The sequence below is a fragment of the Streptomyces sp. NPDC005963 genome (assembly GCF_040638655.1).
In the GTDB taxonomy this organism is placed as follows: Bacteria; Actinomycetota; Actinomycetes; order Streptomycetales; family Streptomycetaceae; genus Streptomyces.
In genome coordinates this window covers 603,160-621,952 of the sequence record NZ_JBEXVD010000001.1, presented here as the reverse complement: position 1 = coordinate 621,952, position 18,793 = coordinate 603,160, and the positions used below count along the sequence as shown (strand labels likewise).

Annotated in this window: 10 protein-coding genes; 8 read left to right on the top strand and 2 right to left on the bottom strand. The window is 70.6% G+C overall.

What is annotated here, in order from left to right; translation table 11 throughout:
- Positions 1-2: 2 nt before the first annotated feature.
- On the bottom strand, positions 3-1,667 hold the full coding sequence (locus ABZ348_RS02560; RefSeq protein WP_358928529.1) for a radical SAM protein: 1,665 nt from the start codon (positions 1,665-1,667) through the stop codon (positions 3-5).
- A 174-nt stretch (positions 1,668-1,841) separates the two neighbouring features.
- On the opposite strand from ABZ348_RS02560, the gene ABZ348_RS02555 reads away from it, so the two are divergent.
- Positions 1,842-2,996 carry a sulfatase gene (locus ABZ348_RS02555; RefSeq protein WP_358928527.1) on the top strand — a complete coding sequence of 385 codons (1,155 nt, stop codon included), beginning with the start codon at positions 1,842-1,844 and terminating at the stop codon, positions 2,994-2,996.
- Positions 2,993-4,348 carry an MFS transporter gene (locus ABZ348_RS02550; RefSeq protein WP_358928525.1) on the top strand — a complete coding sequence of 452 codons (1,356 nt, stop codon included), beginning with the start codon at positions 2,993-2,995 and terminating at the stop codon, positions 4,346-4,348. The genes ABZ348_RS02555 and ABZ348_RS02550 overlap by 4 nt, the downstream gene beginning before the upstream one ends.
- On the opposite strand, the gene ABZ348_RS02545 is transcribed toward ABZ348_RS02550, so the two are convergent.
- Positions 4,256-5,254, bottom strand: a complete 999-nt coding sequence (locus ABZ348_RS02545) for a transcriptional regulator (protein ID WP_358928523.1) — start codon at positions 5,252-5,254, stop codon at positions 4,256-4,258. The genes ABZ348_RS02550 and ABZ348_RS02545 overlap by 93 nt on opposite strands.
- Positions 5,255-5,628: 374 nt before the next feature.
- Between ABZ348_RS02545 and ABZ348_RS02540 the strand changes: the two genes are divergently transcribed.
- From ABZ348_RS02540 to ABZ348_RS02515, 6 genes are read left to right on the top strand one after another with little or no spacing between them, the layout of a single operon-like run.
- Positions 5,629-7,299: a non-ribosomal peptide synthetase gene (locus ABZ348_RS02540; RefSeq protein WP_358928797.1), complete on the top strand. Its 1,671-nt coding sequence runs from the start codon at positions 5,629-5,631 to the stop codon at positions 7,297-7,299.
- Positions 7,296-8,564, top strand: a complete 1,269-nt coding sequence (locus ABZ348_RS02535; RefSeq protein WP_358928521.1) for an NAD(P)/FAD-dependent oxidoreductase — start codon at positions 7,296-7,298, stop codon at positions 8,562-8,564. The genes ABZ348_RS02540 and ABZ348_RS02535 overlap by 4 nt, the downstream gene beginning before the upstream one ends.
- A complete protein-coding gene (locus ABZ348_RS02530; RefSeq protein ID WP_358928519.1) occupies positions 8,558-9,130 on the top strand; it encodes a DUF6875 domain-containing protein in 573 nt (190 codons plus the stop codon). The genes ABZ348_RS02535 and ABZ348_RS02530 overlap by 7 nt, the downstream gene beginning before the upstream one ends.
- On the top strand, positions 9,127-16,476 hold the full coding sequence (locus ABZ348_RS02525) for an amino acid adenylation domain-containing protein (protein WP_358928517.1): 7,350 nt from the start codon (positions 9,127-9,129) through the stop codon (positions 16,474-16,476). The genes ABZ348_RS02530 and ABZ348_RS02525 overlap by 4 nt, the downstream gene beginning before the upstream one ends.
- Positions 16,477-16,478: 2 nt before the next feature.
- Entirely contained in the window at positions 16,479-17,462 is a 984-nt protein-coding gene (locus ABZ348_RS02520) for a methyltransferase (protein WP_358928515.1), read from the top strand.
- Positions 17,459-18,622: a cytochrome P450 gene (locus ABZ348_RS02515; RefSeq protein WP_358928513.1), complete on the top strand. Its 1,164-nt coding sequence runs from the start codon at positions 17,459-17,461 to the stop codon at positions 18,620-18,622. The genes ABZ348_RS02520 and ABZ348_RS02515 overlap by 4 nt, the downstream gene beginning before the upstream one ends.
- Positions 18,623-18,793 lie beyond the last annotated feature (171 nt).

Genomic DNA, 18,793 nt, shown 5'->3' with positions numbered 1-18,793 from the left:
GGTCAGACCCCGGCCGAGAGCTTCTTCGCGCCGCAATCCATCAGAGTGCTGCCGACCTTGGCCACATCCGGGTCGGCCACCTTGTCCAATGTGTACTGTTCGGAACCGGGAACCAACGGCGCGGCGGCGGAACTCCACTCCGTGCGCCAGCCGGTCCCGGCGTACGACGTCGACCGCTCAAGGCCGTCGGCCGGCTGCGGGTGGAAGTACTGGAAGTGCTCGGGCCAGTGCTGGAAGTCCATCACCGGGCCGGGCTGATAGGCGTCGTACACACGCTTGTACGCGTCCCGACAGACCCGCTCGGGCAGCCCACTCACATTCAGGAACTCGTCCTCGTGCAGCGCCTGTTCGACCGAAAGCCAGTTGAGGTGGTCGATCTCGGTGCGAATCAACTTGTTCCGCACCGCATCCTGGTACACCGTCGTACCGGGCATAGCCGACAGGTACTTCACCCGGGTCACGTGGTTGTACTGCTCGGCGAACTGCACCATGTCCGACAGGGACTCCTCGGTCTCGTTCGGCAGACCGACGATGAGCAGCGAGCCGAACCGCACGCCGCCCTCGAACGTGGTGCGCATCGCGCGGACGGTCAGGTTCTCGCTGCTGCCCTTGCGGGCCTCGCGCAACACCTCGCGGCCCAGCGACTCGACGCCGTACAGGATGATGTCGGCACCCGCATCCCGCATCGCGTCGATGCGCGGTACGTCCATGTCGGCGCACCGGGTCAGACAGGTCCACCGCAGATCGTGCTGGGAGATCACGTCGCACATCTCGATGGTCTGGCCGCGGTGCGAGCTGAACGTGAGGTCGACGAAGAAGCAGAAGTCCACGCCGTACTGCGTTTTCAGCCAGTCGAGGTCGCGGTCCATCTTCTCCGGCGACTTCGCCCGCACCTGCGGGGTGGTGCGGTAGCAGAACGAGCAGTCCATCTTGCAGCCGCGGCTGTAGGACGAGATCACCTGCGGCTGCATACCGAGCGGCGACCGCGACTGGGGCCACAGGTCGAGCCGCATCCTGGGCAGCGCGTCGAGATCCATCATCTGGCCGCGCGGCGGCGTGCGGCGCCCCTTCCCCTTCTCGTCCCGGTAGCAGATGCCCTTGATGGTCGGGAGATCCTGCTGCCACGAGCCGCGGGTGTAACTCTCCATCAGCTCCAGGATGGTGATCTCGCCCTCGCTGATCACCGCGACGTCGCAGGCGGTGTCCGACATGAAGATCGCCGGAACGGAAGTGACCAGCGAGCCACCGCAGATGATCGGTATGTCCGGGTGTGATTCGCGGACCATCGCCATCAGCTGGCGGCAGAACGGGAAGTTGTCCTCGAACGTGCATATGCCGAGCACATCGGTGCCTTCGATGATCTGCTCGTACGCCGCTTGCAGTGGGTTCGGGGTGTAGCGGACGTCGATGATGCGCACCGGGTACCCGGCGTTGTGCAGCACGGTCGAGATGTACGTCGCACCCTCGTAGGGTGAAGTGAGGAAGAACTCCCAACCGCGCGGCATGGTGAACGGCGAGGGCCCGACGATGAGGGTGAACCTCGGCAGCGTGGGATCGACCGGCACCGGTTCGGCGTCCTGATTGCGCATCTGCTCGATGTAGCGCTGATCGACGGTGCCGTTCGCGTCGGCGTACAGCTCCAGGGCCAGGGATACCTTGCGCGCCATGTGAACTCTCCCTTGCGTCACGGTCTATGGACGCTCCGCCACGTAACTGTAGGGGCGCGATGTGCTGTTCGGCACTGGTGTTCATGCGGCCCTGTTCATCGTTGTCATACGCGGGGAGCCCGTTGTTAGCCTTCGGTGCCGCTGGCGTCGACGTAGAAATACAGAGGAATCCCGGTGACCACACAGCCGAACATCCTGTTCATCTCCCTGGACACCGTCCGCGCCGACGTGGCCTATTCGGGGAAGTACCCCGGTGTGGAGCGGCTGCGCGCGGGCGGGGTCAGCTTCACGCAGGCGATCTCGTCGTGCCCCCTGACACCGGTCAGCCACGCCACGGTCTTCACCGGGCTCCAGCCGCCCCGCCACGGGGTCAGGCACCTGTTCCGCGAAGCGCTGGACAAGAAGGTGCCGACGCTGGCGGAGTGCCTGTCGGAGGTCGGGTACACCACCGGCGCGGTGGTGTCCTGCCCCGGACTGAACCAGTGGTACGGGATCGACCGCGGGTTCGACTTCTACGACGACGAGATCCCGCTGCTGCCGGACGGCCGGGACCCACTGTCGGTCGGCGATGTGAAGCTGCGCGGGTTGGCGCTCAAGCGGGCCCCTGTGGTGGTCGAACGCGCCACCCGTTGGCTTGAGTCGCTCGACGGCGACGGCCCGTTCTTCCTGTTCGCGCACTTCTTCGACGCACACTGGCCGTACGAGCCGCCGGAGGACGTCGGCGTCGAGGTGGCGAACCCGTACGAAGGCGAGGTCGCCTACACCGACCACTACGTCCAACTCCTGCTGCGCCGCATCGCCGAGATGGGCCACGACATCGAATCGATGTTGGTGGTGTGCTTCTCCGATCACGGCGAGGACCTGGCCGGGTGGTATCCCAACGATCACGCCGGCGACCTCGGCCACCCGTACGAGGAGGGCCACGGCTGTCTGCTGTTCGACGCGACCCAGCACGTGCCGCTGGTCATCAGCGGCCCTGGGGTGCCGGTGGGGATGAGTGTGGACAGCCAGGTGCGGCTGGTCGACATCATGCCGACGGTGCTCGACCATCTCGGGCTGGCCCCGCGGTCGTCGGACGGTGCCTCGCTGACCGAGTTCTTCGCGGACGGCACTGGTGCGTCCCGCGAGGCGTACTCGGAGACCTACTTCCCGCAGGAGCGGGCCGCCGCCTCGGACGAGTACCCGGACCTGAAGGCCCTGCACGCGGTGCGGGCGGACGGGCAGAAGGTGATCTGGGAGGCGGACGGGCGCCAGGTGTGGGCCTACGACCTCGCCGCCGATCCCCACGAACTCGGCGGGCGGATTCTCGTGTCCGATGAGAACGCGTGAAGCCAGGGGTGACCTCGACGCCTCATTCGGTCCGCCGGGTGCTGGTCGCGAGCACGATCGGCACCGCCATCGAGTGGTACGACTTCTATCTGTACGCGACGGCGTCCGCGCTGGTGTTCGGCCCGCTGTTCTTCCCGGGCTCGTCGACTGCCGGCGGTGTGCTCGCGTCGTTCGCCACCTACGCGGCCGGGTTCGTCGCGCGCCCGCTGGGCGGCCTGTTGTTCGGCCACTTCGGCGACCGGGTGGGCCGCAAATCGATGATGGTGTGGACGTTGCTCGTCATGGGCATCGCCACGTTCGGCATCGGTCTGCTGCCCACCTATGACCAGGCCGGCGTCCTCGCGCCGGTCCTGCTGGTGACGTTGCGCGTTGCACAGGGCATCGGCATCGGCGGCGAATGGGGGAGCGCGGTGCTGCTCAGCACCGAACACGGTCCGCCCGGGCGTCGGGGCTTCTTCAGCAGCTGGCCCGCGATGGGCTTCGCGGTGGCGTTGTTCGGCAGCAACCTGACCTTCGTGCTGATCTCCAAGCTGCCCGAGGAGGACTTCCTGACCTGGGGGTGGCGGCTGCCGTTCCTGGCATCGAGCGTCCTGGTCGGCATCGGCATCTGGGTCCGGCTGGGGGTCGAGGAGACACCGGAGTTCGTGCGTGGCCGGGCCGAGAACCGCGCCGCCCGGGTACCGGTGCTCATGGTGCTGCGGCGGTGGCCGCGCCGCGTGGTGATCGGCATTCTCGCGTCGCTCGGCACCGGGTCGGTGATTGCGATGTTCACGGTGTTCCTGGTGGCGCACGCGGCGGAGGCCGGGCCGGAGGTGCGCTCGACCGTGCTGACCGCGCTGATGATCGCGGCCCTGGGAGAGTGCGTGACACTGCCGGTGTTCGGCGCGCTGTCCGATCGATACGGCCGCCGGCCGGTCATGATCTTCGGCTACGCGGTCGCGGTGGTGGCGATGATCCCGGCGGGCGCCTGGCTGTCCTCGGGTGATCCGACGCTGGCCGCCCTGGTGTTCATCCCCGCGCTGACCATTGCGCACGGCGCGATCTACGGCGGCCTGGCGGCGTTCCTGGTGGACCTGTTCCCGACCATGGTGCGGTTCTCCGCGATCGCCGTGACCTACCAGGTGGGCGTCACGATCTCCAGCTTCCTGCCGTTGATCGCGGTCGCGATCACCGGCGACTCGGCGTCGCTGCTTCCGGTGGTCGCGCTGTTCGCGGTGGTCGAGCTGGCGGCGGCGATCGCCGTGGCGTGCGCGCCGGACTCACGCGCTGACGGGGACCTGGCCGCGGACCCGGCAGGCGAGCGCCGACCAGTCAGCCGCGCAGTCTCTGGCGAGGTCGGCAACGACCGGTGACCAGCGCTGGGGAACGGCGGCGGCGAGGCGGTCCCACTGCGCGGTGTCGAGGGTGTTGGCGTCGAGCAGCCGCAGGAGCGCGCGGCCGATTTCGGAGCACCGCAACGACGGATCGGTGCGCAGCGCGAGCAGGAATCGGCCCCGTTCGGCGCGAGGCGTGCCGTTGGTGACGTTGTCGGCGCCCGCGTTGTTGCCCGGTGCGGTGTTCTCCGCGTTTTCCGCGCGGTTTCCGGCGGCAAGGCGATGCCGCGCTGGAATAGGATCCTCGCCGCGGCGCATTCTTTCCCGGACATCCCGGGCTGTGCCGACCGATATTCCGGCGATTCGGGCGATCTCCCGCAATGAAAGATCTGGATTGTTCGAAATCGCCCGACTCGCAATCGTGCGTCCGTGGGAGGCGTCGAGTGGCCGCACTTTCCCGTCGCGGCCGAGACGGGTGTTCAACTGAGTCATTTCCCCGGTTGAACACCTCCGGATCGCGGCCACCGTCTTCGTGGACAACCCGGCTGTCGACGCGATCAGACGGTCCGATAAGTGCGGATGCGACGCGAGGATCCGGGAGGCGGCGGCGGTGCGGTCAGCCAGCGTCAGCGGTAACCCCTGGGTCACATTGGCGCTCACGGCCAGCACGAACGCGTCCTCCTCGGTGCCGTCGACGAACTGCACACCGATGGTGGCGTCCCCGCGCAGCTTGGCCGCGCGCAGGCGGTGCACGCCGTCGATCACCTGCATGGTCGGCCGGTGCACGAGGATCGCCGGGAGGTCGTCCGGGCACTGCGCGAGCGCGCTGACGTGGTCGGGACTGGAGCCGGCGACCCGTACGAGAAGCGTTTCCGTCACCTGGTCGACCGGCACGAACGTCGGTGACGTGTCCCTTGAATGTGTACCCAGCGATGTCCCGCTCATCCGAACCCCTCCAGATGGGCCAACCCATTTCCGAGCACGACTTGGTCACGCTCGGCAGCGCGTAATTGATCAGGTCTCGGGAAGCGGCTACAAGATACTGGCCAGGTTATAGAGGCGAACAGACCCTGCGTGACAGAATTTCCATGAGCAAGTTCTCATGATTGCCCTTGCGGTCGACGCATCGGGTCAGCGTCGAGTTAAACATCTCATTAACACCATCCTCGTTGACACCGATCCGCGTCATGGGACAGAGTTCCCTCGTTCCCCCTAATAGATTTCCGTGGGTCACGGAGTGTGAAACCGCAGTGGACGCGCGATTAGATACGGTGAATCCCTTACCTGTAGATACGGTGAATTCCATACCGGCCGAGACGATGGTGGGGATGTTCCGGCGCCAAGTCGCCCGGGCCCCCGAGTCGATCGCGGTTGTCGCCGTTGACGGCACGCTCTCCTACGGTGAGCTCGACGCCCGCGCTTCCGCCGTGGCGGGCGGGCTGCGAGACCGTGGGGTCGGGCCGGACGACATCGTCGCCGTCGCGATCCCACGCGGCCCAGACATGGTGGTCGCCGTCGTCGCCGTGCTCGCCGCGGGAGCCGCGTACCTTCCGGTCGACTCCGCCCAACCGCCGGACCGGGTGGCCGCCGTGCTCGCCGACGCCCGTCCCGCCCTGGTTCTGACGCCGGGGGAGCTGCGGGCGCTGGAGGCCGCGGCGGTGTCCGCCGCCCCGGTGGCGGATCCCGATCCGGCGTGCGCCGCCTACGTCATCTACACCTCCGGCTCGACCGGAAAGCCCAAGGGCGTGATCGTTCCCCATGCGGGGATCGCCCATCTCGTCGCGGCGCAACGGGAACGCTTCGGTGTCCGACCGGGTGCCAGGGTGTTGCAGTACGCGTCGGTCGGCTTCGACGTGGCCGTCGCCGACCTGTGCATGGCGCTGCTCACCGGGGCCACGCTCGTTCTCGCGCCGCCCGACGGCCTTCCGCCCGGCGAGCCGTTCGCCCGCTTCATCGCCGAGCACGGCGTCACCCACGTGTGCATGCCACCGAGCGCGCTCGCCACCCAGCCGGACCTGGCGCTGCCTTCGGTGTCCTGCCTGATCGTCGCGGGGGAGGCGCTGGGCCCGGACCTCGTCGCCCAATGGTCTGTCGGCCGTCGGATGATCAATGCCTACGGCCCGACCGAGACGACCGCGTGCGCCACCATGAGCGCGCCACTCACCGGCGGCCCGGTGGTGCCGATCGGAGCGGCGATCCCCGGCACCGAACTACGGGTGCTGGACGAGACGTGTGCCCCTGCTGACGAGGGCGAACTGTACATCGGCGGCGCCGGGGTCGCGCGCGGCTATCTGGGTTGCCCCGGGCTGACCGCGCAGCGGTTCGTCGCCGACCCATGGGGGCCGCCCGGGGCACGCATGTTCCGCACCGGCGACCTGGTCCGCGTGCTGCCGAACGGCGATCTGCTGTTCCTCGGCCGGGCCGACGATCAGGTGAAGATCCGCGGCCACCGGGTCGAACCGGCCGAGGTGGAGGCGGCGCTCGGTGCTCACCCGGCGGTGGCGCGGGCAGCGGTCGTCGCCCACTCCGGACCGCTCGGCGCCTACCTGGTGGGCTATGTGGTGCCGCGCGGGGCGAGCGTGCCGGACCTGCGCGCACACCTCGCCGAGAGGCTGCCGGCCCACCTCGTCCCGGACCTGATCGAGGTGGTCGGGCACTTCCCGTTGACCCCCAACGGAAAACTGGACCGGGCCGCCTTCGCCGAGCCCGCGCCGCGGGCGTCAGGCTCACTCGCCGACGACCTCGCCCGGTTGTTCGCCGAGGTGCTGTCGGTGGACTCGGTCGCGCCGGACGATGACTTCTTCGGCTTCGGCGGCACCTCGCTCATGGCCACCGCGCTAGTCAGCCGGATCCGGGTCGAACTGGCCGTGGACGCGTCCGTGGCCACCGTGTTCGACGCCTCCACACCCGCTGATCTCGCCAAAGCCCTGTCCGCGGCCCACCCGCTGGCCTTGGTGAACTCAGCGAACTCGGCCAGGGGCCGGACATGAACGTCGTCATCGTCGGGGCGGGCATGGCCGGAACCATGCTGGCGATCCGGCTGGCCCGCCGCGGCCACCAGGTGGACGTGGTGGAGCGGCGTGGCGACCCGCGCGGTACGAGCGGCCCGGACGCCGCGTCGATCAGTGTCGGGCTGTCCGAACGCGGACGGGCGGCGTTGCACGACATTGGCCTCCTTGAGGAGGCCCTTGCCAAAGCCGTTCCCATGCGCGGGCGGATCGTCCACCACAACGGCCGGGTCACCTACCAGCCCTACGGCGCGGACGACACCGAGGTGTTGCACTCGGTCCGCCGCCACGATCTCAACATCACCCTGCTCGACGCCGCCGAATCGGTTCCCGGGGTGCGGCTGTGGTTCGAGCACCGCGTCACCGGCCTGACCGGTACCGAGGTGCGGACCCCGGCCCGGACGTTCTCGGCGGATCTCGTCGTGGGCGCGGACGGGGCGTACTCGACCGTGCGCGCGCACCTGCACCGCCAGGTGCGCACCGAGTTCCACCAGACGCACCTGGACTGGGGCTACCGGGAGTTCACCATCCCGGCTGTCGACCGACCTGAGGCGTTGCATGTGTGGCCGAGCAGACGGGGACTGGTGGTGGCACACCCCAACCCGGACGGATCGCTGACCGGCACCGTGTTCCTGCCGTTCGACGGCGACACCGGGTTCTCGGGGCTGCGCGACCCCGCGCGGGCCGAGGCGTTCCTGGCCGAGGAGTTCGGCGATCTGACCGATCTGGTGCCTGACCTGGTCAAGCAGTTCCTCGCGGACGAGCCGGGCAGCCTGGTGTCGGTGCGCACCGCACCGTGGCAGCACGACCGTGTCGTCCTCGTCGGCGATGCCGCGCACGCCGTGTTCCCGTTCTACGGCCAGGGGATGAACGCCGCGTTCGAGGACTGCGCGGTGCTCGATGCGTGTCTCGCCGAGCACGCCCCGGACGACGCGCTCGCCGCGTTCGAGGCCCGCCGCCGTCCGCACACCGACGTGCTCGCCGAACTGTCCGCGCGCAACTTCGTGGAGCTGCGCGACCGGGTGCGGTCACCGGTGTTCCTGGCCCGCAAGCGGATCGACTTCGAGCTCGGCCGCCTGCTCCCCGGGTGGCGGACGCTGTACGCGATGATCAGCCACAGCAGCCTCCCGTACGGCGACGCACTCGCCCGGGCCCGCCGCCAGGACCGCCTCCTCGGTGGACTCGTCGGGCTCGGCACGGTCGCGTTGCTCGCTGCGGCGCGGCGGAAGCGGAGCGGGAGATGCTGAGCCACCCGACGAGTGACGTCGCGCTGTTCGAGCCGGATCAGCCGGACCTGCCCGCCGCCGCCGAGGTGGTGCTGGCGTGGGCGCGGTCCTACCTGTGCCAACCGCACCCCGATCTGGGGCGGGGCGGCGACGTCTGCCCGTACACGGCCGTCTCGTTGGAACGGGGAGGGCTCTTCCTCGCCGTACACCCCGGACGGCCGGACCTGCGGGCGGTGATGACCGCATACCGCGACTGGTTCCCCGACCTGCCGCCGCGTGACGGGCCGCAGGCCAGATATCGAACCGTTCTGGTGGTGCTGCCGGACGTCACACCCGGGGAGATCGACCGCACGCAGCGGGAGCTGAAGCACGGGTTCGTGGAACGCGGCCTGATGATCGGCGAGTTCCATCCGGGACCCCCATCCGCGCCCGGTCTATGGAACGCGGACTTCCGCCCGATGCGCAGCCCGCTGCCGTTGCTGGCGGTGCGGCACATGGTGGCCGCCGATGCGCCGTTCCTGCGGGCGGACCCGGAGCACCTGGCTGCGTACCGGCGCCGGTTCGGGGAGCGGGGATCGTACCGATGACAGTTCCGCTCCCGCCCGGGGCCCGACGACTGTGGTTCCTTGAGGCGTTCGCCGATGGTGCACCCCTGCACAACAACCCGGCGGTGTTCCGGTTGGCAGGGCCCGTGTCGGTGGACGCGCTCCAGCGTGCGGCGGATCTGGTGGTGGCCCGGCACCCGATGCTGCGCACCACGTTCGACGAGGTCGACGGCGAGCCGGTCGGGCGGGTGGGTCCGGTGGGCGCGGCGGATGTCGCGGTGCGGACGGTGCCTTGTGCAGCCGCACCCGCAGAGGCAGCGGCAGCCGCAGAGGCGTTTGCGGCGCAGGCCGCACGGGAGCCGTTCGACCTGCGCACCGGGCCGTTGTTCCGGATCCGTCTGGGCCGGATCACACCGACCGACCACGTACTGGTGATCAACACGCATCACGCGGTCGTCGACGGTACGTCACTGTCGGTGCTGTGCGCGGAGATCAGCACCCTGTACGTCGACCCGGCCCGGCCACTGCCGGATCCTGGCACGCCGCCGGACACCATCGACCACGACCCGTCCCGCCGGGTGTCCGAACTGGACGGTGCGCCGGACCTGCTCACCCTGCCCACCGACCGTCCCCGCCCGCGGATGCGTGCCTTCCGGGGGGAGTTGCGCCGCCACGCCGTTCCCGAGGGTCTCACCGCGCGGATCGACGCGCTCGCCCGCGCCACGCGCGCCACCCGGTTCGTCGTGCTACAGGCCGCGTACGCCACCACGTTGGGTACGACGGCGGGTCAGGACGATGTGGTGGTCGCCACCCTGTGGTCCGGGCGGCCGGGGCCGGAGTTCGCGGGCGTCGTCGGCATGTTTGTGAACCCGGTGCCGTTGCGGGTGGGGATCGACGGCGATCCGACCTTCCGCGAGCTGGTGGCCAGGGTCCGCCGCGCGGTCGCGGCGGGACTGGGCAGTGCGGAAGTCCCGTTCGACCGGATCGTCGAGGCGGTCGGCGCCTCCCGCGACCCGAGCCACGCACCGCTGTGCCAGGCGCACCTCGTGATGCAGGACCCACCCGCGGTGGTGCTCCCCGGGGTGCGGGTCGACCGGATGCTGCCGGACACGGGTACGGCCGACGTCGACCTCAGCTTGATGGTGGAGTCCGGCGCCGCGGAGATGGCGGTGGTCACCGAGCACGACACGGACCTTTTCGACGGCGCGACGGTCGACGGCTTCACCGGGCGACTGCTGGCCTTGCTGGACCGGGCGTGCTCCGACCCCGATCGCAGGTTGTCGGCGTTGACTGCATTGACTGGGTTGTCGGCGGAGCGTTCGGTGGTGGCTGCTCCGGTGGCCGCGCCGGCCGGTGCTCCGGCGCCGTCGACCGTGCTGGAGATGATCCGGTTCGGCGCGGACGGCCTCGCGGTGGATGAGCTGTCCTACGCCGAGTTGGAGCGCCGTTCGGCGGCCCTCGCCTCGGTGCTGCGGGCGAAGGGTGCCGGGCCGGAGGCGTGGGTCGCGGTGGACCTGCCGCGCGGCACGGACCTGGTGGTGGCCGTCCTCGGGATCTGGCGGGCGGGCGCGGTGTACGTGCCGGTGGAACCGTTGTGGCCCGAGCCGAGGCGCCGGGCCGTCACCGAGGCCGCCCGCGTGGTGCTGACCGAGATCCCGGAGCTGCCGGAGGAGTTCGAGCGCGTCGATCCCGGAATCTCACCCGAGTCACTGGCGTACGTGTTCCACACGTCCGGGTCGACCGGCCGCCCGAAGGCGGTGGGCGTGCCGCACCGCGCGGTGGCCGGGATGCTGGCCCGCTCGACGGCGTTGGTGGGGCTGGGCGCCGGGGACGCGGTGGCGGCCATGGTCTCCCCGGCGTTCGACATCTCGGTGTGGGAACTGGTGGCGCCGCTGACGGTGGGCGCCCGGGTGGTGGCGGTACCACCGGAGATCGTCGTGGACGGTCCCGCGCTGGCGAGGCGTCTGACGGCCGAGGCGGTCACGGTCGTCCAAGTCACCCCGTCGGTGTGGGCGGTGCTGGTGGCGGCCGGGGGCGTGCCGGAGTGCGTGCGGGTCCGGGTGTCGATCGGGGAGGTGCTGACGCCGGAGCTGGCCGGGTCGCTGGGCGGGGCCGAGCTGTGGAACACGTACGGCCCGACCGAGACCACGATCTGGTCGACCGCCGAGCGCGTGCACCAAGGCAGGCGGTTCGGCATCGGCGACCCGCTCGACGGCGTGGCCCTGTATCTGCTGAACGCAGGCCTGCGACCGGTCGACGACGACGTGGTCGGCGAGGTGTACGTGGGCGGATTCCCGCTGGCGCGGGGGTATCTCGGCGCGCCCGGCCGGACGGCGAGGAGGTTCGTCGCCGACCCGTTCTCGCCGGTCCCCGGCGCGCGCATGTACGCGACGGGCGACCTGGCGCGGCGCAGGCCGGGCGGTGTCCTGGAGTTCGTCGGGCGGGTGGACGCGCAGCTCAAGGTGCGTGGTCACCGGGTGGAACCGGCCGAGGTGGAGGCTGCGCTACGGGCGGACCCCGAGATAGCAGACGCCCGCGTGGTCGGTGACGGTGACCGCCTGGTGGCCTACGTGATCCCGACCGCCGGGCGGCCCCGCTGGCCGAGGGTACGGGAGCGGCTGAGCCGTGCCCTTCCCGCCTACCTGGTGCCGTCGGCGATGGTGTCCGTGGACGCGTTCCCGTTGACCAGCTCCGGAAAGCTGAACGTACGCGCTCTGCCCCCACCGGCGGAGGACATCGCCGCCTCTGATCCCCACCCGGGTGTGGAGACCACGATCGCGGAGGTCTTCGCGCACCTGCTCGCGCGCCCGGTGAGCCGCGACGACGACTTCTTCCTGTCCGGCGGCCATTCCCTGGCGGCAGCGAAGGCCGTCGCCAAAATCCAGGCGTCGGTCGGTGTGGAGGTGACGATCAGAACCCTGTTCGCCAACCCCACCGTCGCCGCCCTGGCCGCCGCGATCGACGCGGGCCAGGACGAGCCTGACACTCCGGAGATCTCGAACAACACGAAGAACACCGACGATTCAGATATGTCGGGGGCGGTGCCCGCTCCCTCAGAACGGCTGTCCGGCCCGCAACACGGACTGTGGATCATCCACCAGGCGGGCCAGGACAATGGCGCCTACGTCGTGCACGCCGCGTTCCGGTTGGAGGGTGCGCTCGACGAAGCGGACCTGCGCACCAGGTTCGCCCGCACACTGGCCACCCATCCCCTCCTGCGCTCGGCGATCGTCGTCCATGACGACACCCCGCAGCTGAGAGCGGCGCCCTACACGGACGAGTTGCCGGCGAGGGCCTGGCGCACCACCGACCTGAGCGCTCACGGGGACCCGTGGCCAGAGGCCCAACGCCTGGCCGCCCGGGACGCAGACCACCCCTTCGACCTGACCCGGCGCCCGTTGGTGCGAGCCCATCTGATCAGAACCACCCCAACGACCCATCTCCTGACGGTCACCGCTCACCACATCATCTGCGACGACACATCGATATCGATCCTGCTGACGGCCCTGACCACCGTCGATCCGATCTCCTGGCCCCCGTCCGGTGCCACGGATGTCCAGGGGCCGAGGGCCGTGCTCAGCACGAAGACCAGCGCACGGGGGATACCGGTCCCCGCACCGGCCGCCGTGGGGCCACGGCAACGAACCACCGAGTTCTGGGCTGAAACGCTCCGCGACGCCCCGCCCGTCTCCGGACCCTCGCCGGACCACCCGTACGGCACCGCCTCGCCTTCCGCGTCTGACGGATCACCGCACCCGGAATCCGGCCCCGGCCCCGGTGCCACCCACCGGTTCACCGTCCCGGCCGGGCTCGCCCACCGCTTCGCCACCTGGTGCCGGGGCGAGCGGGCCACCACCTTCGCCGGTCTCCTCGCCGTCTTCGCCATCGTCTCCTCCACCCGGGACGGGGGTGACGACCTCGTCGTCGGCGCCCCGGTCAGCACCCGCCCGGCCGGGTGGGACGACGTGATCGGCATGTTCCTCACGACCCTCCCGCTCCGGCTCCGCACGAACCGCCGAGCCACCCCCCGCGACCTGCTCGCCGACGCCACCGGGGTGGTGGCCGACGCGATGGACCACGCCGACATCTCCCTGGCCGACATCCTCACCACGGTCCCCGCCCCACGGCAGGGCCACCCCCTGTTCCGGACGATGCTGGTCCTCAACCGCGAGACGGCCCCCGTCGCCTTCACCGGCCTGACCACCACCCCGCTGCCGATCGACCGCGCCACCAGCCGTTTCGACCTCACCCTCCACATCAGGGAACGCGAGGGTGACTGGCCCGCCCTCATCGACTACCGCACCGACCGGTACGAGGCGGACACGATCACCAGGATCGCCGACCAGGTGCTGGCGGTCATGGAGGCCGTGGTCCGCCACCCCGGTCTGCCACTGGCTCACCTGGACCTGTTGTCACCGGCCGACAGCGCCGTCCACACCGCCCTGAACACCCGGCCCGATCCAGCCTCCCCCGATGGCTCGGACACGCCGTCCACCGGCCCCGGCGCCCACACACGACCGGCTGCCTCGACCGTGGTGGACCTGATCGCGGCCTGCACCGCCCAGGCCCCCGACGCCACTGCCGTCCTCGACCTCGCCGCTCCTCCCCTCACCTACCGCGACTTGGACCGCAGATCCTCAGCCGTCGCCCGCCACCTGCGCGAGGCCGGCATCCGGAGCGAGGACCCGGTCGCGATCACCATCCCGTCCAGCGCCGACGCGATCATCGCGATCCTCGGCGTGCTCAAGGCGGGCGGATGCTTCGTCCCCATCGACCCCGCCCAGCCGCCCTCCCGCCAACACGCCCTGATCACCGCAAGCGGTGCGAGGACCGTTCTGACCCGCGACGCCCTCCCCGCCACCGGCCACCACGAACCCACACCCATCCACCCGTCCCAGCTCGCCTACGTCGTCCACACCTCCGGCTCTACCGGCGAACCCAAGGGCGTCGAAGTACAGCACGACACCCTCCTCAACCTCACCACCGCATTCATCGCCGAACACGGCCTCACCGCCGCCCACCGCCTCCTCATGGTCCCGCCCCCGCACTTCGACGCCGCGTTCGGCGACATCTTCCCGGTCCTCGCGGCCGGGGCCACCCTGGTCATCCATCCCGACCCGGGCGGCCTCACCGGACCGGACCTCCTCAAGCTCTGCGTCGAGCACCAACTGTCCGCGGTGGACACGGCGGCCCCCCTCTGGCAGCGCTGGGTGGCCGATCTCGACGGGGAACGCCTCCCGTTGGAGCTCATGATGGTCGGCGGCGACATCGTCCCGGCGGCGACCGTCCGCGCGTGGGCGAAGCACGGCATTCCCCTCCACAACCACTACGGCCCGACGGAAGCCACCGTCTGTGCGACCAGCCATCGCACCGTCGATGGCCACGAGCACCCCACCCGACTGCCGATCGGCCGTCCGCTGCGATACGTCCGCGTCCACCTCCTCGACCGGGCTCTGCGCAGGGTGCCCGTCGGCGTGGTCGGTGAGGTCTACATCGGAGGGTTGGCCCCCGCCCGGGGGTACCGGGGAAACCCGGTCGCGACCGCCGCGGCGTTCTTCGCCGATCCGTACGCTGCCCACCCCGGCGCCCGTATGTACCGGACCGGCGACCTCGCAAGGCTCAATCCGCACGGCACGCTCGACTTCGTCGGCCGGGCCGACGACCAGGTCAAGATCCGCGGCAACCGAGTGGAGCCGGGGGAGGTGGCCGCCGTGCTCGCCGCGCACCCGGCCGTCGCGGAGGCCGTGGTGGTGGCCAGGGGCAACCGCCTCATCGGCTACGTCGGCGCCCCGACCTCGACCACACCCACCCTCAACGCACCCGATCCGATCGGTGCCGACTCGCGGGTCGCCGTGCTCGACGCTCCCGGTCTGCGCGCCTTCTGCGCCGACCGCCTGCCCGCACATCTCGTGCCGGACACCGTGGTCGTCCTCGACGCCCTTCCCACCACGAGCACCGGCAAGGTCGACAACAGCGCCCTCCCCGAACCCCCCGCCAGGCCCACCAACCCCTCAGCCCTGGCGGATCCGCCTCGGACCGCCACGGAGCGAGCCGTCGCCGCCATCTGGGGCACCGTTCTCGACCAGTCCGATGTGGACCGCACCGCGGACTTCTTCGCCATCGGCGGGCACTCGCTCATCGCCGCCCACGTCCTCGCCGCCGTCCGCGACCGCCTCGGCGTCACGGTGCCAATGCGCACACTGTTCACCGCCCCGACCGTGGCAGCGTTTGCGGCAGCCATCGACGGCGATGCCCCGACGGACCTACCCACGGTCGACCGGTTGCGCGCCGACGCCGTCCCCCCACCCGACATCCGTCTCCGCACCGGCCACTCATCCGGCCTCCCCTCGGCCTCGGCCGGCACACCGCGCCGGATCCTGCTCACCGGCGCCACCGGCTTCCTCGGCCGCCACCTCCTGGACCAACTGCTGTCCCGGACCGACGCCCGGATCCACTGCCTCGTCCGCCAGGGCTCGATCGATCGTCTGCCGGTCACCGACCGAGTGATCCCGGTCCTCGGCGACCTGTCCGCACCCGGTCTCGGTCTGTCCACGGAGGACCACGACACCCTCACGACCGTGGACGCGATCTACCACAACGCCGCCGTACCGCACTTCGCAGCGCCCTACGATGCCCTCAAACCCGCCCATGTCGACGCCACCGCCGCGATCCTGCGCCTGGCCGGCGACAGCAACGCCCCACTGCACCTCATCTCCACCCTCGGCGTCTTCCTCGGTGACGCCTACGACGGCCGCGTCGTCACCGAGGCCGACACTCCCACCGACCCGAGCGGCCTCGCCAGCGGCTACGACCTCAGCAAATGGGTGGCCGACGCGATGGCCGGCGCCGCCCGCGGCCACGGCCTGTCCGTTTCGATCCATCGCATCGCGGCCATCGTCGGCGACACCGCCACCGGCGCCGCCGACCCGCGCTCCGGGTTCAGCCGCTGGCTCACCGGATGCATTGCCGCGGGCGCCGTCCCGGACACTGCCGAGGTGCTGGACATGGTGCCCGTGGACACGGTGGCCGCGGCGATCGTCGCGCTCTCACAGGACCCGAACCACCCCTGCCGCAACTACCACTACCACGGCGACGGCGGCCTCACCCGTACCGCCCTCGCCGCCGCCCTCACCTCGGCCGGTCACCCGACCGAGGTGGTGCCGTACGACCGATGGCGGGAGCGGATGCTCGCCGACCCGGCCGGGCCCTTCGCCCCGCTCGCCTTCTCCCTGCCCGAACGCCCCCGCCCGCACCCGCGGTTCGACTGCTCCCTTACCTGGGCCGCCGCGGCCGAGGCGGGGGTGGGGTTCCCCCCGGCCAACGAGCGAATGCTGCGCAGGCACCTGGACTTCCTCACCGGTGCCGGCGCGCTTTCCGGAAGTGGATGATCATGCCATTGCCCGAAGAATCCTCTGGTGTCCCGGCTCCGGTACTGGACCGGCTCGGCGCGGCCGGGTACCGGGCCATGATCGCCGGTGTCCGGCTGGGGGTGTTCACCGCGCTGGAACCCGGCCCGCTGTCGGTCGAGGAGTTGGCCACCACGATCGACGGTGACCCGGCCGGGGTACGCAGCCTGGTGAACATCCTGGTGACCTTCGGCTACCTGCGGCGTGACGGCGACTCCGACGGGGTCACGATCGCCGCGTCGCCCGGCCCGGTGGACGCCGAACTGTTCTGGCACGAGGTCCTGTTCGAGCACTGGGCCGACGTCGAGGACACCATCCGCACCGGCACGCCCCGCCGCGGCTTCTACACCTGGCTGAGCGAGCGCCCCGCCTCCGGGGCCCGCCTGCGCCGGATGCTCGCCGGCGCCGCCGTGGCCCTGGCCGATGACATCGCCGCCGCGCTGCCTCCCGCGGCGACCGTCCTGGACATCGGGGGCGGCCACGGCGACCACGCCGTCGAACTGTGCCGTCGTCGCCCGGATGTGCGGGTCACCGTCTTCGACCTGCCCGAGACGATCACGGCACTCCGCGAAGACGCCCCGTCGGACCGGGTGACGGCACAGGCCGGCGACTACCTCTCCGACGACCTGGGTTCCGGGCACGATCTGGTGCTGCTGTTCAACGTCCTGCACGGCCACCGCCCCGAGGAGTGCCGCGAGTTGTTCCAGCGCGCGGCGAAGTCGTTGTCCCCCACGGGAAGCATCGTCATCCTCGACCACGACCGGGAACCACCGGCCGGACTGGGCCCGGCCGCAGCCGGGTACCTCAGCATGTTCGACCTGACCCTGTGGCAGGGCCACGGCGGCGGCGTCCACCGTTACGCCGACCTCGCGGCATGGCTGGGCGAGGCCGGGCTCACCGAGACGCGGGTCGTACCGCTCGCCGCATCCCCGCTGGAGAAACTGCTGATCGCCGGCCGGCCGTCGTGACCGCCGACCCGTACCCGGGCTACGCCTGGTTGCGCGAGCACGACCCGGTCTGCCCCGTCGACAACCCGCACGGCCCGGGCCGGACGTGGCTGGTGACCCGGTACGACGACGTCCGCGCCTGCCTGGCGGACCGCCGCCTGAGCAGCGGCGCCCCGGTCAACCCCGACCCGCACCCACCGGGTCTGTCCAATCTGGACGATCCCGAACACGCCAGGCTGCGCCGGCTCATCGCCTCGGCGTTCACCCCCGCCGCAGTGTCCCGTCTGCGCGATCGCATAGCCCGGACCTGCGCGCACACCGTCGAGTCGTTCGCCGGGCGGGGACACGCGGACCTCGTCGCCGAGTACACCCGGGAGCTCCCGGTTGCCGTCGTGCACGATCTGCTCGGCATCCCGAAAGCCGAGCGCGCGCCCGCCGCCGACGTACTGGACATGTGGTACCGCGGGAAGTTCCAGCAGCCGCGTGACAAGGTGAAGCTGGCCGAGGTGCTGGACTACGTCCGGAGTATGGCGGCCTACAAACGATCGCATCCGGGGGACGACCTGCCGACGCGGTTGATCGAGTCGGGCGCGCTGACGGAGGACGAGCTGGAGGTGATGGTCATGACGTTGATCGGCGCCGGTCACATCACCACGATCCAGTTCCTCGGTACCACCATCCTGCGCCTGCTCGGCGACCCCGGCCAGCGAGCTGCCCTGCTCGGCGGCGACATCGACTGGTCCCAGGCGATCAACGAGTTGCTGCGGATTGACCCGCCGGATCACGTGGCGGAGTACCGGTATGCGGGTGAGGACATGACGATCGGGGACGCCCGCGTGGGAAAGGGTGACATGGTGCTGCTGTCGCTGGCGGCGGCGAACCATGACCCGAACCGCTTCCCCGACCCCGACGCCCTGGACCTCACCCGTGATGCCCGCCCGCACCTGGCGCTCGGCCACGGCCCGCACGCCTGCCTGGGCAGCCATCTGGTGAAGCTGGAGACGGAGATCGCGATCACCACGCTGTTCGGCCGTCTGCCGGACCTGACCCTGGACATCCCGAGCGGTGAGGTCGACTGGGGCTACGCCCCGACGTTCCGGGGCCCCCTGGCCCTCCCGGTCACCTTCACCCCCTCAGGAGCCGAGAACCTCGTCTCCGCTGGGGGACGCGAAGGAACGTGACCACGTAGGAGGTCTCTCAAGTCGTTCGAGGCCCCGTGCCAGGTTCGGTCGACTCCGATGGGGTTTGTCGCCCTGGACGGGGCCGATGGAGCCCTCCACGATCCCTCGCAGGTGCTCCACCCGTGCACGGTCGAGCATGAAGTCACGGAAGCCGCTCGAATCGGTGTTGCG

What these genes read in the sequence shown, in the direction of transcription:
- ABZ348_RS02560 (WP_358928529.1), bottom strand. Translation starts at nt 1,667, where the DNA reads ATGGCGCGCAAGGTATCCCTGGCCCTGGAGCTGTACGCCGACGCGAAC.
- ABZ348_RS02520 (WP_358928515.1), top strand. Translation starts at nt 16,479, where the DNA reads ATGCCATTGCCCGAAGAATCCTCTGGTGTCCCGGCTCCGGTACTGGAC.
- ABZ348_RS02535 (WP_358928521.1), top strand. Translation starts at nt 7,296, where the DNA reads ATGAACGTCGTCATCGTCGGGGCGGGCATGGCCGGAACCATGCTGGCG.
- ABZ348_RS02545 (WP_358928523.1), bottom strand. Translation starts at nt 5,254, where the DNA reads ATGAGCGGGACATCGCTGGGTACACATTCAAGGGACACGTCACCGACG.
- ABZ348_RS02530 (WP_358928519.1), top strand. Translation starts at nt 8,558, where the DNA reads ATGCTGAGCCACCCGACGAGTGACGTCGCGCTGTTCGAGCCGGATCAG.
- ABZ348_RS02525 (WP_358928517.1), top strand. Translation starts at nt 9,127, where the DNA reads ATGACAGTTCCGCTCCCGCCCGGGGCCCGACGACTGTGGTTCCTTGAG.
- ABZ348_RS02540 (WP_358928797.1), top strand. Translation starts at nt 5,629, where the DNA reads ATGGTGGGGATGTTCCGGCGCCAAGTCGCCCGGGCCCCCGAGTCGATC.